The 15,118-nt window shown below is 39.0% G+C and carries 13 protein-coding genes; 8 read left to right on the top strand and 5 right to left on the bottom strand.

Translation table 11 applies throughout. The features are described from left to right. Nucleotides 1–30 precede the first annotated feature (30 nt). From F984_RS20340 to F984_RS20320, 5 genes are all read left to right on the top strand, one after another. Complete coding sequence (locus F984_RS20340; RefSeq protein ID WP_004711804.1) at nucleotides 31–1,566, top strand: helicase HerA-like domain-containing protein; 1,536 nt, start codon at nucleotides 31–33, stop codon at nucleotides 1,564–1,566. A gap of 143 nt (nucleotides 1,567–1,709) precedes the next feature. Then, complete coding sequence (locus F984_RS20335; RefSeq protein WP_004711803.1) at nucleotides 1,710–2,474, top strand: globin domain-containing protein; 765 nt, start codon at nucleotides 1,710–1,712, stop codon at nucleotides 2,472–2,474. 84 nt (nucleotides 2,475–2,558) lie between these two features. After that, on the top strand, nucleotides 2,559–2,996 hold the full coding sequence (locus F984_RS20330) for an RrF2 family transcriptional regulator (RefSeq protein WP_004711800.1): 438 nt from the start codon (nucleotides 2,559–2,561) through the stop codon (nucleotides 2,994–2,996). A gap of 108 nt (nucleotides 2,997–3,104) precedes the next feature. Further along, nucleotides 3,105–3,881 carry a ribosome biogenesis GTP-binding protein YihA/YsxC gene (gene yihA / locus F984_RS20325; RefSeq protein ID WP_004711798.1) on the top strand — a complete coding sequence of 259 codons (777 nt, stop codon included), beginning with the start codon at nucleotides 3,105–3,107 and terminating at the stop codon, nucleotides 3,879–3,881. Between the two features lie 123 nt (nucleotides 3,882–4,004). After that, nucleotides 4,005–4,955, top strand: coding sequence for a metal-dependent hydrolase (locus F984_RS20320; RefSeq protein ID WP_079378128.1), 951 nt, complete (start codon nucleotides 4,005–4,007; stop codon nucleotides 4,953–4,955). Nucleotides 4,956–4,999: 44 nt separating this feature from the next. Here the strand turns inward: F984_RS20320 and F984_RS20315 are convergent, their stop codons facing one another. Beyond that, nucleotides 5,000–6,265 carry a dicarboxylate/amino acid:cation symporter gene (locus tag F984_RS20315; RefSeq protein WP_031944200.1) on the bottom strand — a complete coding sequence of 422 codons (1,266 nt, stop codon included), beginning with the start codon at nucleotides 6,263–6,265 and terminating at the stop codon, nucleotides 5,000–5,002. Between the two features lie 108 nt (nucleotides 6,266–6,373). Then, nucleotides 6,374–7,246 carry an acyl-CoA thioesterase gene (locus F984_RS20310; RefSeq protein ID WP_002049736.1) on the bottom strand — a complete coding sequence of 291 codons (873 nt, stop codon included), beginning with the start codon at nucleotides 7,244–7,246 and terminating at the stop codon, nucleotides 6,374–6,376. Nucleotides 7,247–7,521: 275 nt separating this feature from the next. Here F984_RS20310 and plsB point away from each other — a divergent pair, with 275 nt between their 5' ends. Then, nucleotides 7,522–10,095 (top strand): glycerol-3-phosphate 1-O-acyltransferase PlsB, encoded by a 2,574-nt coding sequence (gene plsB / locus F984_RS20305; protein WP_004711794.1) that lies wholly within the window; start codon nucleotides 7,522–7,524, stop codon nucleotides 10,093–10,095. A gap of 42 nt (nucleotides 10,096–10,137) precedes the next feature. On the opposite strand, the gene adeT2 is transcribed toward plsB, so the two are convergent. After that, entirely contained in the window at nucleotides 10,138–11,124 is a 987-nt protein-coding gene (gene adeT2, locus F984_RS20300) for a putative multidrug efflux protein AdeT2 (protein ID WP_004711792.1), read from the bottom strand. 79 nt (nucleotides 11,125–11,203) lie between these two features. Beyond that, nucleotides 11,204–12,019 carry an NAD(P)H-binding protein gene (locus tag F984_RS20295; protein ID WP_004711791.1) on the bottom strand — a complete coding sequence of 272 codons (816 nt, stop codon included), beginning with the start codon at nucleotides 12,017–12,019 and terminating at the stop codon, nucleotides 11,204–11,206. Nucleotides 12,020–12,039: 20 nt separating this feature from the next. Between F984_RS20295 and recG the strand changes: the two genes are divergently transcribed. Together recG and F984_RS20285 are read left to right on the top strand one after the other, a co-directional pair. Continuing rightward, complete coding sequence (recG, locus tag F984_RS20290) at nucleotides 12,040–14,085, top strand: ATP-dependent DNA helicase RecG (RefSeq protein ID WP_004711788.1); 2,046 nt, start codon at nucleotides 12,040–12,042, stop codon at nucleotides 14,083–14,085. After that, nucleotides 14,078–14,713, top strand: a complete 636-nt coding sequence (locus F984_RS20285; RefSeq protein WP_025469374.1) for a ComF family protein — start codon at nucleotides 14,078–14,080, stop codon at nucleotides 14,711–14,713. Before recG ends, F984_RS20285 begins: the two co-directional genes overlap by 8 nt. A 2-nt stretch (nucleotides 14,714–14,715) precedes the next feature. On the opposite strand, the gene F984_RS20280 is transcribed toward F984_RS20285, so the two are convergent. Then, nucleotides 14,716–15,117: an NUDIX hydrolase gene (locus tag F984_RS20280; RefSeq protein ID WP_004711784.1), complete on the bottom strand. Its 402-nt coding sequence runs from the start codon at nucleotides 15,115–15,117 to the stop codon at nucleotides 14,716–14,718. Nucleotide 15,118 lies beyond the last annotated feature (1 nt).

Below are 15,118 nucleotides of genomic sequence, written 5' to 3'. Positions count from 1 at the left end.
ATAGTGGCTCGCTCCAAGGGATAAAAATATATGGGTACACCGATTGTTATTGCAAAAAACATTAATGACACATCAAAAGAAATTGTTTTGCTTTCTCAATTTGCCAACCGACATGGCCTGATTGCAGGTGCTACGGGTACAGGTAAAACTGTCACCCTAAAAGTTCTTGCAGAAAGTTTTTCTCGAATCGGTGTTCCCGTCTTTCTTGCTGACGCAAAGGGTGATGTTTCAAGTCTTGCAAAAGCTGGCGAGGCCTCGGATAAATTTAATGAACGCTTAAAGCTTCTACAAATTGATAGTGTTCCATTTGCGGCTAATCCCGTTATTTTTTGGGATCTATTTGGGCAACAAGGCCATCCTATTCGGACCACTATTTCTGAGATTGGACCAATTTTATTAGCACGCATACTTAACCTAAATGATACTCAAGAAGGTGTTTTATCTGCTGTATTCCGCATTGCAGATGATCAAGGATTACTGTTAGTCGACTTTAAAGATCTGAAAGCTATGATCACCTTTGTGAGTGAACATGCGGCAGAATTTAAAGCCGAGTACGGCAATCTATCTCCAGCTAGTTTAGGAGCAATTCAGCGTAATTTGCTCGCTCTTGCCGACCAAGGTGGAGACCAGTTCTTTGGAGAGCCAGCTTTAAATATTCTAGACTTTATACAAACTGATGCTAATGGTCGTGGCTATATCAATATTCTTGCTGCAGACAAGCTCATGAATACACCTAAGCTATACGCCACTTTCTTGTTATGGATGCTTTCTGAATTATTTGAACAACTTCCTGAAGTTGGTGATATGGATAAACCAAAACTCGTGTTTTTCTTTGATGAAGCTCACTTGTTATTCGACAACGCCAGTCAAGCTTTACAACAAAAAATTGAACAAGTTGTACGTTTAATTCGTTCTAAAGGCGTCGGTATTTACTTTATCACTCAAAACCCACTTGATTTACCAGAAAGTGTTTTGGGTCAGCTCGGTAACCGTGTGCAACATGCTCTACGCGCCTTTACCCCCAAAGATCAAAAAGCAGTAAAAACTGCTGCAGATACATTCCGTTCAAATCCTGATTTTAAAGTGGATGAGGCAATTACACAGCTAGCCGTGGGTGAGGCACTTATTAGTTGTCTAGATGAGCAAGGTACTCCACAAATTGTTGAACGTGGCTGGGTTATGCCTCCTTACTCTTCTTTTAGCCCTATCACACCTGAAGAACGAAAAACTTTAATTGAGCAAAGTATTATTGCTGGCGTCTATGAACAAGTCGTAGACCGTGAGAGTGCATATGAAATGCTCCAAAATAAAGTCGCTGAGCGTGAACAACAAAAACAAGATGCGGAGCTTGCCAAAGAGCAAGAAGCTTTAGCGAAACAGCAAGCTAAAGAACAAGAACGTCTAGCACGTGAACAGCAGAAAGAAGAAGAACGTGCAGCAAGAGAACGAGCAAAATTGACTCAAGATATTGTTGGAACTTTTGCAAAAAGTGCCGCTCGAAGTTTAGGGGGTAGTACTGGACAAAAATTAGTACGAGGATTACTCGGTTCATTATTTGGAAAATAAAAAATAATCAAATCAATTAATTAAATTAAGGGATGTAATATCCCTTATTTTTTTTAAGGTTTTTGTAAAAAAGCTATTGCCACAATTTTCTTAAAGATGTATTTTAAATACATCTTATATAGCCAGATAATTAAGGTCTAGCCATGACTCCACAACAAATTGAACTCGTTAAATCTACTGTACCTGTATTGCGCGAACATGGTGTTACTCTGACCACATACTTTTATAAACGTATGTTGAATAACAACCCAGAATTAAAAAATGTTTTTAATCTTGATGATCAAACCAGCCTACGCCAACCTCGTGCTCTTGCAGCAGCAGTACTCGCATATGCTGAAAATATTGAGAATCCTACAGTACTTGCCAAAGCAGTTGAACGCATTACCACGAAGCACGTGAGTTTAGACATTCAGCCAGATCAATATGCAATTGTGGGCGATAACTTGCTTCATTCAATTAGTGAAGTTTTAAATGTTCCTTTTGAATCAGAACTCATTGAAGCGTGGAAACAAGCTTATTTACAGTTAGCAGATATATTAATTGGTGTTGAAAAACAAAAATATGCGCAACTTGAGAGCTTAAAAGGTGGATGGGCTGGTTGGCGTTCATTTGAAATCACACAAATTGATCCACTTGAGTCTGGCAAACGTTTCACTTTAAAAGCAACTGACCATGAAGATGTATTAACTGGCCCAGCAAATGCCTTTATTTCTGTAAAAGTTCAAGTTCCCGACCAACAGCTTGAACAACCTAAAGCATTTAAGTTCACAGAGGCTCAAGAAAATAATACTTATCATTTTGATGTTCAGCCTGAAGAAAACCATACAGAGTTCTCAGTTTCGAACATTTTGCTTGAACACTATAGAGTTGGTGATCAAGTACAAGTTTCAGCTCCTTTAACGCTGTAATTGAAAAAGCTTTAGCCTGAAAGTTTTATTCTTTAGACTTTCAGGCTAAGATGATCAACCTCTTATCCTTTTGTTTTGGTGATCATGCAACTTAATAAATTTACCGATTATGCTTTAAGAATATTAATGTATGTCGCTCGTCCAAGTGATGCACCGTATACAATTGCAGAAATCGCTCAAGATTTATATGTTTCACAAAATCATCTCGTGAAGGTTGTCCATTTTATGGGTAAACAAGAGTGGATTATTACCATTCGAGGTAAAGGCGGTGGAATTCGTTTAAATCCAAAAGCTTTAGATTTAAAGCTCGGCGCAATTGTGCGAATTTTACAAGGTGATCATCAAATTGTTGAATGCAATACTCCTCCTTGTGTTTTACGCTCGCATTGTGGTTTAAAAGGAATTCTTGATCAGGCTTTAGAAAGTTTCTATCAAAGTTTAGATGAGCATACCTTAGGTGAAGTTTTACAACAGCCTAAAACTGCAGCTAACACATCCCCTATTTCCTTTTTGCAAATCTAATGTTTGTAATTCTATTTATCTTTACAACCAAGCTTACTGAAAATTAGCAAGAATAACCAAGCTCCTTTATACTAAGCGCGAGCCCTCTCATTTAAAAAGTTATTTTTTATGCGTCGTAGTGAAAAATCGAAAGACACCAAAGCCAGACTAGCACCCAAGCAAAAGATCAGTTATGAAAAAAAACCAGACCCGGCGATTACGGAATATGCCGTACAATCTTTGAACTGGTTACGCCAAGCTGAGTTTTTAATGAGTGCACCCAAATTGGCACTTTGTGTTGAAGATAGTGGCTACGAGATTGCTTTTGCAGGACGCTCAAATGCTGGTAAGTCTAGCGCTATTAATGCTTTAACCAACAAAAAACAACTCGCGCGTGCCTCAAAAAAACCTGGCCGTACGCAAATGATTAACTTCTTTAGTTTAGGTAATCCCGATCAACGTTTAGTTGACCTTCCAGGCTATGGTTATGCGGCTGTACCAGAGGATATGAAACGTATTTGGCAAAAAGAATTGGAGAACTACTTAATCCATCGTAAAAGTTTACAAGGATTAGTTTTACTCATGGATATTCGCCATCCTTTACAGCACTTTGACATGATGATGCTAGAGTGGGCTTATTCCCGCCATTTATTTGTTCATATTCTTTTAACCAAAGCAGATAAACTTAACCGTGGTCCAGCAAACAAAGTTTTGCTTGAAGTTAAACAACAATTGAAAAAAATGAAGCTTGATTTCTCAATTCAGCTTTTCTCTTCATTAAATAAACTAGGCTTAGAAGAACTCGCAAGTGTAATGGCTGGACGTCTACACTTTACGCTTGAGCAACAGCTTGAATTTGACGTCGATGCGATTCCTGAAGCAAGCGATGAGGATGCAGAAGAGTAAATCGTCAAAACAGATACAATTTCTTTATTAAATTTATATTCAATTGGCCCCTATTGCTAAACACAAATGTAGGGGCTTTTTTTATACTCGTTATAACTTCATCGAGTTAAAAATCAGGACTAAATGATGAAATTGCTATCTTTTTTGAAGAATAAGGCTTTAGGTTCTTCTATTGATTATAAAATTCTTCCACGCAAGGTAAAATTTGACTGGAAAGATACCCCTGTAGACTGGATTCCAAACCAACCGTTTGCAAGTTATTTTATTAATGAAATTAATAATATCTTGCCTGCTGGAGAGTTCTGGTTCTGTCGACTCTATAATAAGGTTTTACCTCGTATTACCGATGAAAAACTTAAACAGGATGTCCAAGCATTTATTCGCCAAGAAGCAATGCACGCAAATGCACACACTTCTGCCAATAAAGAATATTTAAGCGCACGTAATATTGATATCCAGAGAAATCTGGACATTATGAATTATCTATTTACCACTGCTTTAGCAGATAAACCTTTTGATAAAGAAGTTCCTCAGTTCTTGCAGGAACAATGGGATTTATTTCGTTTAGGTGTTATCGCAACTGTTGAGCATATGACCTGTGTACTCGGTAAATATGCGCTTTATAACAACCGTTGGGAAGAATTAGGCGCAGATCCAGAAATGGTAGATCTGGTTAAATGGCATGGTTCTGAAGAAATTGAACATCGCACCGTAGCCTTTGACTTATATCGTCATCTTGGTGGTGGTTACATCCCACGTTACTATTTAAGCCTTGCTGTTATTACCCTTGTCCTTGGATTATGGGTAGACGGCGCTGCGCATATTATGAAGCAAGATCCTCGCTTTGCCGATGCGGCCAAATCTAAATTTTTTCCAGTTTGGGTTGCTGTAGAATGGTACAAGATTAGCCGTAAAGATAATCAGGTATTACCAAATCCATTTTGGCTTATTGCTCAGCAAATTGACTATCTCATGCCTTGGTACGATCCAGTTAAAGAAGGTAGCACTGAAGATGCGGTAAGTTATTTATCTCAATCTCCAGCAGCAAAAAGAGCCGAGCTACAAGCCGCTTAAAAATAAAAAAGCAGGATTTTAAATCCTGCTTTTTTATTTAGCGCTTAGAAACTGATATCTTTCTCTTTAGTATATCGATCTACAACTACACTAATCATCATATCGCCCTGTACATTTACCACCGTTCTTACCGTATCGAGTAAACGGTCGATTGGAAGTAAAATAGCAATTGCTTCAGCTGGTAACCCCACAGATTGCAATACCATAATCATGGTGACCATACCCGCACTCGGAATTCCTGGTGCACCAAGTGATGCAATCATCGCTGTTAAGCACACAACAATTTGCTGGGTCAGGTTTAAGTCTAGTCCCACTAAATTTGCAACAAAGAGCGCAGCAGCAGCTTCATATAAAGCTGTACCATCCATGTTAAGTTGAGAACCTAATGGAATCACAAAACCTGCCGTTTGAGGACGAACACCTAAGTTTTCCTGTGTGCATTTCATGCTCAGCGGCATTGTTGCAGAGCTCGAACTTGTTGCAAACGCAGTAATTAAGGCTGTACGTGTACCTTTGAAAAAAGTCCAAGGGCTCATACGACCAACAATCCAGAGCAGTAATGGCAAAACAACAGCACCATGGAAAATAGTGGTTCCAGTTACAACAACAGCGAACTCTGCCAAGCGGCTTAATACTGAAATATCTTCGGTAGCCATTAATTTAGCAAGTAATGCAAAAATTCCTAATGGCGCCAACTTCATGACCCATCCCACTAGCATCATCATCATTTCAAAAAACTGATGACTCAATAAGCGGATACTCTTAAAGCGTTCACCACCTTGAACCAATGCAAAACCCACAAATAGTGCAAACACCACAACAGCTAAAACATTTCCATCACTAAATGCTTTAAAGGGATTAATTAACGTATTTTGAATAAAGTTAGTAAAGAAAGTTGCTGGGTTTAAGCTATCTGGTGCTTGATAGTTTTGCATTGATGCCTGAAAAATTGAAATATCTACGCCTCGCCCCACCTCAAATAAATGAGCACAGCCAATACCCAAGATTAAGGCTAATGTGGTGGTCGTGATAAAACATAAAAACGTAATTTTCCAAACAGGACCTAGCTGCCCTCCTGCCTGTAAATTTGAAACTCCCACAACAATAGAGCTGAAAATTAACGGCACCAACAACATTTTAAGCAGCCCAATAAAGACACTACTTAATATGCCTAACCCGTATAAGCTATGCTTTACAAAAGCAGTATCAGGATACATGGTAAGCATGAAGCCAAAGGCTAAACCTAAAATGGCAGCAATCAGAATTTGTGTATTTAAGTTCATATCAGCATTATTTTTTTCAGTAGGCAATCCTTTTGCAAATATGACATGAGCTTGCTTTTCATTCGAGCAATTTTTTGTCACATCCTTTCAATTAAAATAAAAAAGCCATCTTATGAGATGGCTTTATAAATAAGTTTACTGTGTTTCAATTTCCCGCAAACGAATTAAACCCTCTTGTACCGTACTACATACAAGTTGGCCATTTTGCCACATACGGCCAAAATTCAAACCACGAGAAGCTGCACTAACTGTTGCTTCCATGTCATAGAGCATCCATTCATCAGCGCGAAGTGGGCGATGGAAATAAATGGCATGATCAATACTGGCACACTGCAAACTTGGAGAAATATAGCTAAGACCATGTGGTCTTAAAGCCGTAGTCATCAAAGTAAAGTCCGAATAAAACGCCACAATTGCTTGATGTAAAGCGATATCATCGAGTTGTTTTGGAATACGGTCATGGGTACGGATATAGTGCGCATTATATGGCGCTTCCGGTTGTGGTTGAAATGGATTGACTGGATCAATCGGTCGTATTTCAACATGACGTTCACGCATGAAACTTGCACGAACATTTTCCGGTACAAAATTAAGAATACCTTCTTTCAGTTCATTTTCCGACTTTAACGTCTCAGGAGCTGGATATTCTGGTTCTGAATGTTGGTAGTTCAAGCCTTCTTCAGGATTGGCGAAAGATACCATTGCAGAGAAAATAACTCGTCCATGTTGGACTGCCCGAACCTGACGACTGACAAAGCTTTTTCCATCACGCAAGCGATCTACTTCATAGATGATTGGAGCATTAATATCGCCACCATATAAAAAGTAAGCGTGCATAGAATGCGCGGGACGGTCAGTTGTATAAGAAGCTGCACGTAAAGCCTGCCCTAAAACTTGACCTCCAAAAACACGTTTACCGACCAAATTACGGCTAATTCCACGGTAAATATTTTCTTCAAGCTTTTCTAAAGTGAGCAGCTCAACCAGTTCTTGGGTTAACGCATTCATGAGAGATACCTTCATATTGCAGGCAAAATTGGTATTAAAGGACAGATGTGTAGAATCTATTGTGCCATAAAAAACTATTTGTACATGGAACAATCAGTCAACTTCTGACGAACATTGCCCTTAAAGCAGCTAAAAATACGATTTTTAACGATAAAAAATGCCAAAAGCATTATAATTTATAAGAAAGTAGCATATTGTTTTTTTTAATAAATGCCTCAAAATAATTACCCTCTGCATTTGGTGCTGGGATTTGTCTTTAAGAAGTAGGAGTTCTTATGTCCAAGAGTGGGTTTGGTCAAATGTATCGTCGGCTTTCAAGTAAGCTACTTGACCTCGTGGTAACACCACATGTTCTTGGGGAAGTTCCTACTGAACCAGTATCAGAAACATCGGAAACTGAAGCAAAGACTGAGCGCCAAAAGGTAGTGTGCTACGTCTTGCAAAATCATTCTCGCAGTAATGCGTTAGTGGTGGATGGGGAAACTCGCCGTTTAAATTTAAAACCTGCATTAGATCCGTTAGTCATCGGTTCTCATCAGGAAAAAGCATCAGTTTTATTTTTACAACATAATGATGAAAATAACCTATTAAATCCCCCTCCTCATGCTTTTCCACCTCGTTTAATTAAACTGATTGAAGTTTTACAAGCAAATCCTGAGCTCGATATAGAACTGGTTCCAGTAACCGTTTTATGGGGCCGCTCTCCAGATAAAGAAGACTCTTGGTTTAAGCTATTGTTCTCAGACACATGGGCAACACCAAGTACTGTTAAACAGCTTGTGAATATTGGTTTACATGGTCGTCAATCTTATTTAGAGTTCCATGAACCACAGTCTTTGCGTGACCTCGTTGAATATGCTCAACAGCATTATCCGAACCTTTCACCAGCGACTTATATTGTGAGCACTTTAAATGACTATCTTGACCGCCAACGTGAAGTTGTTTTAGGACCTGACTTATCAGATCGCCGCAATGTCATGCAGTCGGTATTAAAGTCTCGTGATGTTCAAGAAGCTATTCGACGCGAAAGTATTCGTGGCAAAATCAGCATGCTTGAAGCAGAGCGCCGTGCGATTGGTTATGTCAACGAAATCGTATCTGACTATTCTCACTCAGCAGTTCGTTTTGCAGATTTAGCATTAACACGCTTATGGACTCAGCTTTATGACGGGGTAGAAGTTCATAACTTCAGCACTGTTCGTGAGCTCGCAAAAGACTATGAAATTGTGTACACACCATGTCACCGTAGCCATATTGACTACTTATTACTGTCTTATGTGATCTATAAACGTGGTTTGATGGTTCCGTATATTGCTGCGGGCGACAACTTAAACTTACCTTTCGTTGGTCAGCTTTTACGTGGTGGCGGTGCCTTCTTTATTCGCCGCTCTTTCCGAGGTAATGGCCTTTATACTTCGGTATTTAAAGAATATTTATATAGTATTCTTTCTCGCAACACACCACTTGAATACTTTATTGAAGGTGGACGTTCACGTACAGGTCGTTTATTACCACCGAAAACTGGCATGCTCGCAATGACAGTTCATAGCCATTTACGTGGCCGTGCCAAGCCAATTGTATTTGTGCCAACTTACATTGGTTATGAGCGCCTTATGGAAGGTTCAACCTATGTAGGCGAAATGCAAGGTAAACCAAAAGAAGCTGAGTCTATTTTTGGTATTTTAAAAACACTTCGAAAAATTGAACGCATTTTCGGTAAGGTACACGTTAACTTTGGTGAACCTGTTTTTCTAGACGACTTGCTTAAACAGCACAATGCAGAAAATGTCTACATTGAAAAGAATGATGACCCAGTACCACCAGCTGTTTCAGAAGCAGTGAATAGCTCTGCAAATGCAATTTTAGAGAATATTAACCGTGCGGTAGTGATTAACCCGGTTTCTTTACTTTCAATTATTTTACTTGCAACACCAAAGCATACGCTTGATGAAGAAATCTGTATTAAACAGCTTGAAGCTTATCGCAATTTGGCATCAAATTTCCCTTATGATGCACGTACAGAAGTAACGCCTTTATCTGGCAAGGAAATTATTGCTTACGGCTTAAAACTTAAACTCATTAAGCGCGTACAGCATGCTCTTGGTGACATTATTGCGATTGAAGATAACCAAGCCGTTCTCCTCACTTATTTCCGTAATAACATTTTACATGCTTTCGTTTTACCTTCATTGGTTGCATCTCTTGTTGAGCATAACGGAAAAATCAGTCGTACTGATTTAAGTAATGTCATCTATACACTTTACCCGTTCTTAAAAGCTGAACTATTCCTTAAATGGAAAAGTAGTGAACTTAAAGAACAGATTGAACAATATGCAGATGCATTAGTTCAATCAAAACTTATTGAGCAAGATGATGAAGGTAACTTGATTAGCTCTGCACCAAATACTGAAGAGCACAATCAGCTTGTTGTATTGGCGACACCTGTTAAACAAAGTCTTGAGCGTTATTACATGACGTTAGCTTTAATCACTCAGCGTGGTTCAGGCAATATTTCAACAAAACAAGTTGAAGAGTTAAGTCATTTGTTAGGCCAACGTTTGTCTGTACTTTATGAGTTTAATTCTCCAGAGTTCTTTGACAAAGCATTGTTCCAAAGCTTTATCAAAGTCTTAACTCAACAAAATTACATTCGAACGAATGACCAAGGCCAAATCGAGTTTGATGATAATTTCCGTCAAATGGCAGCAGGCGCACAGTTAGTACTTGATGAAGTAACGTTACAGATGTTGCAACACATCACCACCTTTACTGATGAAGAGTTAAAAGAAGCCCTTGAAGCAATGGCTTCTCAACAAGCTAAACGCCGTTTAAAACGTAAGAAATCTTAAATTTTTAGTCAAAATAAAAGGCAACTCAGGTTGCCTTTTATTTTATCGACGCATAGAACATTCAAAGTAACGTGGATCATCGATACAACGTAAGCGTTTCATTAGCTCAACAAAGTATGCATCATAATATCCAGAGCGAACATATTGATTCCGTATTTTGGCCACCATAATGTCATAGCTCTGCTTTTCGTAAAAAGAAACATCTACCCAATAATAGGCAGGTAAATGATTTTCCCACTGCATTGCTCTATTCGTTAGTAATTGACTATTTTGCACAAACCAAGCCCGAATTTTTCGTCCAAAATTGGCAGGATAAGCTTGAGGTTTAATAATTAGATTTACCCCGAAATAAGCCAATGGAAAATTAATCACTTGAGTGTCTGGCCCGAAATCTTTCTGTAAGTTATAAGGTAAAAGACCATAAATCGGTGCAGGCATAATATCGATTTTATTTTGCTGGAACTGGGCAATTGCATTGGATAAATCAACATAGACTGGCTGCGCCCCTACACTTCTCACCAAAGCCTGCTGTGGCGGATTATTAGCCAAGACTCCGACTCGCTGGCCTCTAAGCTGTGCAACTTTTGATATTTTTTTGTTTTTCATGACCATGTAAGCTGTTCCTACTGGAATCATACCGACCACTTCATAGTCTTGATTAATGAGTTTTTTCTCAATTGTAGGATGGTTTAAAAGCTGCAATAAATTTCGAGCGGTTCGGTTATTAGGTATAAGACCAATACCCGAACTACTCCCCATAAAATGATTGTACTGATAAGTATTAAAGTTACTGGCTGCTAGACCGGAACATTTCCCTTCATCAAAAGCTTGTATAGCTTGCTGCTCTTTTTGATAACTGACGACCTTGAACTTGACTTGATATTGCTGAGCATATAATCGAATGTCGTTTAAACGACGCGTTATATCCCCTTGGGTACCCATAGGATCATATGTACACCACACCTGATCTTGAGCCCAACTCGCAACTGACATTACGCTCAAAATAAGAGCTAAACAAAATTTCTTCACTTGCAACCTTTTTTTCTTTATCGGCAATTTGATTGCCTCTTCTGGTATTTCTATTGTTATTTAAAGTTTAGTCTAAATTTTAATTTGTACCATGAGCATTTAAACATAATAAATAGTCATTAAAGCAAATTGGGTGTTCAAGCTGAAAACCTGTTTCAAATAAATGTTTCGCATATATTTTTTTACCTGAAACATGAGCTGAATCTAAAGTAAGAAGTGGTAAATCCAACTGACTTTGGAACCACAGTAAAACCTCATGTAAAGGTACAGGGGCATTATTTGCAACAAGATAACTCTTATGCGGTTTTTCAAAATCGGCTAAAAATGCTAAAAATCTTGCTAAATCATCGATATGAATACGATTACTATAGTGAATATTGGGATAGGTCTGCGTGTTTTCAGCCATGCGTTTTAATCGGTCAATCGAAGTACCATAAATCCCGGTAGGACGTACAATCACGCACTGAGCTGGAAAGTATTTCTGCCAAAGCAATTCCATATTATGCAGGATATGTCCTTGAGCATCATTCGGGTGAATCTCACTATCATCATTAATAGTTTCACCAGAATTTTCACCATATACCCGCGTAGATGACACCACAATTAATCTTTTGACTGGATGTGATTTTAAGGCCTGTCGAATAGGCTCAATACTATCCACGTAAGTATGTTGATAACCTTGAACTGTACTATCCTCTGGAGAAAGTAAAATATACACTACATCTACAGGCTCAATTTCACTTAAATCAAGTGTAAAAATATCCTGTACGAGGTGTTTCCCGTAAGGATCTGTTTTTTCGCTACGGCTGATTGTGGTAATTTGATGTCCTGTCTCAAATAGTTGTTTAGCAACACGCTGAGATGTTTTACCATAACCGATAAATAATATATGCATAGAGAACTCGTTGAGGGGACATGACTTCAGTCCATCAGTTACAAGGCGTTGGATCGGCTTCAGCAGCCCTACTCGAAAAACTAAATATTTTTACCACAGATGATTTACTGTTTCATCTGCCCCGTGATTATGAAGATCGCAGTACCATTATTCCTATGAATCAATTGGTGGTTGGTCGTAGTTATTTACTCGAGGGTGAAGTCAAATCTGTTGATTTCCCTCCAGGTAAACGTAAATCTATGGCCGCATTAATACAAGATGAATTTGGTAAGGTGACTTTACGCTTTTATCATATTTATAAAAATTTAACCGACAAAATAAAACCAGGCCATCGTTTACGTATTTTTGGTGAAGTTCGCGTAGGTGCACGAGGACTTGAGCTTTATCATCCAGAAATTCAGCTCATTAATGAGCATACGCCTCTACCCAAAACGCAGCTCACGGCAATTTACCCAAGTACTGATGGTTTAACGCAACCTAAGTTACGTGAATATGTTAAACAAGCGTTGAAGCATCATAGTGATGCTCTACCTGAGCTGCTTCCTAAACAATATACAAATGGATACGCACTCAAAGAAGCCCTACATTACATTCATGAGCCACCTGTCGATGCCAATATGATTCAATTGGCCCAAGGGTCTCATCCTGCTCAGCAACGCCTTATTTTTGAAGAGTTGGTCGCACATCAAATTAGCCTTCTCACGCGACGTGCTTATATTCGTCAAATTACCTCACCTGCTTTTCCGAGTAGTAAAGTACTTGCAAAAAAACTGTTAGAAGCTCTTCCCTTTCAAATGACCAACGCACAAAAGCGTGTATCAAAAGAAATTTTAAGCGACTTAAAACAACACCAACCGATGTTACGCTTGGTACAAGGTGATGTAGGTGCAGGTAAAACTTTAGTTGCGGCAGTTGCGGCATGTCATGCCTTAGAAGCAGATTGGCAAGTTGCCTTAATGGCACCTACCGAAATTTTAGCAGAGCAGCATTATTTAAATTTTAAACGCTGGTTTGAACCTTTAGGTATTACAGTAGCTTGGCTGTCAGGCAAACAAAAAGGTAAAGCACGAACACAAGCTGAACAACAAATCAAAGAAGGCCAGGCCGAGCTTATTGTAGGTACGCATGCTTTGTTTCAAGATAATGTTGAGTTTGCCAAACTAGGGCTCGTGATTATTGATGAGCAGCACCGCTTTGGGGTGGATCAACGATTAGCCTTACGCAACAAAGGTGCAGAACAACTCACACCACATCAACTCGTCATGACTGCAACGCCAATTCCTAGAACATTAGCAATGAGTGCTTATGGCGATTTGGATACATCGATTATTGATGAATTGCCGCCAGGCCGAACTCCAATTCAGACCGTCACAATTCCGCTAGATCGTCGTGAAGAAGTGCTAAATCGAATTGCTACAAATTGCCGAGAAGGTAAACAAGCCTACTGGGTATGTACTCTGGTTGAACAGTCCGAAACTTTAGATGCTCAAGCTGCGGAAGCCACTTATCAAGAAATGAAAGAGCGCTTTCCTGAACTTAATATTGGTTTGGTTCATGGCAAAATGAAAGCTGATGAAAAGCAATCTGTCATGCAAGCATTTAAAAACAATGAACTTCAACTGCTAATTGCAACAACTGTTATTGAGGTTGGGGTAGATGTACCTAATGCCTCAATTATGGTCATTGAAAATGCTGAACGCTTAGGTCTTTCACAACTACACCAATTACGAGGTCGTGTCGGACGAGGTGCAAAGGCTAGTTTTTGTGTTCTTCTCTATAAACCCCCACTTTCACAAAATGGGCAAGAAAGACTTTCAATTTTAAGAGAAAGTAACGACGGCTTTGTCATTGCTGAAAAAGACCTTGAATTACGAGGTCCGGGTGAATTATTAGGAACAAAACAGACAGGTGATATGGGCTTCCGTGTCGCACGTTTAGAACGAGATGATCATTTACTGAGTCAAGCACATTACGTCGCACAACAAGTTCTAAAAGATTACCCTGAGCAAGCTGACGCCCTCTTAAAACGCTGGCTACCTGAAGCACCTCGATATGCTTATGTTTAAGTTGTTCAATCCTCAATATCTTTTTCAGTTATTGTCCCCTTGCCTATTATGTGAAATAGGAACACGGGAAAAATATTCACTTTGTAAAGAATGTTGGGAACAACTACCGTGGCTTAAGCAAACAGTTCAGCGCAATGATCAATCTGTTCTTGTGGCTTGCCACTACGCATATCCAATTAACCGCATAATTCAGCAGTACAAATATGAACAAAAATTACACTATCAAACCTTACTTGCCGAGGTTTTACAGCAAATAAAATTTCCTAAGGTACAAGCCATAGTACCTATGCCTATTTCTAAACAACGCTTAACTGAACGTGGTTTTAATCAATCATTATTGCTCGCCAAACTTTTAAGTAAACAATTAAAAATACCTGTTTGGCAGCCTGTGCAGCGCCTAAATGAACGCTCTCAAAAAGGGTTGTCTCGACTCGAAAGATTTGAAAATATTGAACAGCAATTTGTTGCGATGACTCAAGAAAAACGGCGTTACCGTCGTGTGCTGATTATTGATGATGTAATCACAACAGGAAGTTCAATTCACGCTTTAAGTCAGGCGCTAAAACAGCTAGGGTGCACATCTATTTATGCAAGTTGCCTAGCTGCTGCTTCATCTACATCATATTAAAATTATAGAGTTGTAGATAAGTTCTGCTCACACCACGGAATTACAATTTCTTTGGTTAATGGCGCAAGTTTTGTCTCGGAATCATTAAATTTTATCCACTTCATTTCAGCAATCTCGGCTGCAATTTGTGGAGACTGTTTCAAACGAACTAAATATAAATGACTAATCAGCGTATGATCCGGTTCATTGGCTGCTGCTGTCTCAAAACGGCCTATAAACCGCTCTATTATACATGGGCTACCTACTTCTTCCAAGATTTCACGTTGTATAGCAGTTTCCGGAGCCTCATTCGGCTCCAGTTTACCGCCTACTTGCATAAAAGCCTGTGTATTACGCTTTCTAACAAGCAATAATTCATTTTGTTCATTTAAGATCACCGCAGCGGCGACCGTAATTGTTTTCACC

Origin of the sequence: Acinetobacter nosocomialis NIPH 2119 (genome assembly GCF_000368085.1) — a bacterium.
GTDB lineage: Bacteria > Pseudomonadota > Gammaproteobacteria > Pseudomonadales > Moraxellaceae > Acinetobacter > Acinetobacter nosocomialis.
Note: the sequence above shows the minus strand (reverse complement) of the source record. Positions and strands in the feature narration are given on the sequence as shown.

What these genes read in the sequence shown, in the direction of transcription:
- F984_RS20340 (WP_004711804.1), top strand. Translation starts at nt 31, where the DNA reads ATGGGTACACCGATTGTTATTGCAAAAAACATTAATGACACATCAAAA.
- F984_RS20335 (WP_004711803.1), top strand. Translation starts at nt 1,710, where the DNA reads ATGACTCCACAACAAATTGAACTCGTTAAATCTACTGTACCTGTATTG.
- F984_RS20330 (WP_004711800.1), top strand. Translation starts at nt 2,559, where the DNA reads ATGCAACTTAATAAATTTACCGATTATGCTTTAAGAATATTAATGTAT.
- yihA (WP_004711798.1), top strand. Translation starts at nt 3,105, where the DNA reads ATGCGTCGTAGTGAAAAATCGAAAGACACCAAAGCCAGACTAGCACCC.
- F984_RS20320 (WP_079378128.1), top strand. Translation starts at nt 4,005, where the DNA reads ATGATGAAATTGCTATCTTTTTTGAAGAATAAGGCTTTAGGTTCTTCT.
- F984_RS20310 (WP_002049736.1), bottom strand. Translation starts at nt 7,246, where the DNA reads ATGAATGCGTTAACCCAAGAACTGGTTGAGCTGCTCACTTTAGAAAAG.
- plsB (WP_004711794.1), top strand. Translation starts at nt 7,522, where the DNA reads ATGTCCAAGAGTGGGTTTGGTCAAATGTATCGTCGGCTTTCAAGTAAG.
- F984_RS20295 (WP_004711791.1), bottom strand. Translation starts at nt 12,019, where the DNA reads ATGCATATATTATTTATCGGTTATGGTAAAACATCTCAGCGTGTTGCT.
- recG (WP_004711788.1), top strand. Translation starts at nt 12,040, where the DNA reads ATGACTTCAGTCCATCAGTTACAAGGCGTTGGATCGGCTTCAGCAGCC.
- F984_RS20285 (WP_025469374.1), top strand. Translation starts at nt 14,078, where the DNA reads ATGTTTAAGTTGTTCAATCCTCAATATCTTTTTCAGTTATTGTCCCCT.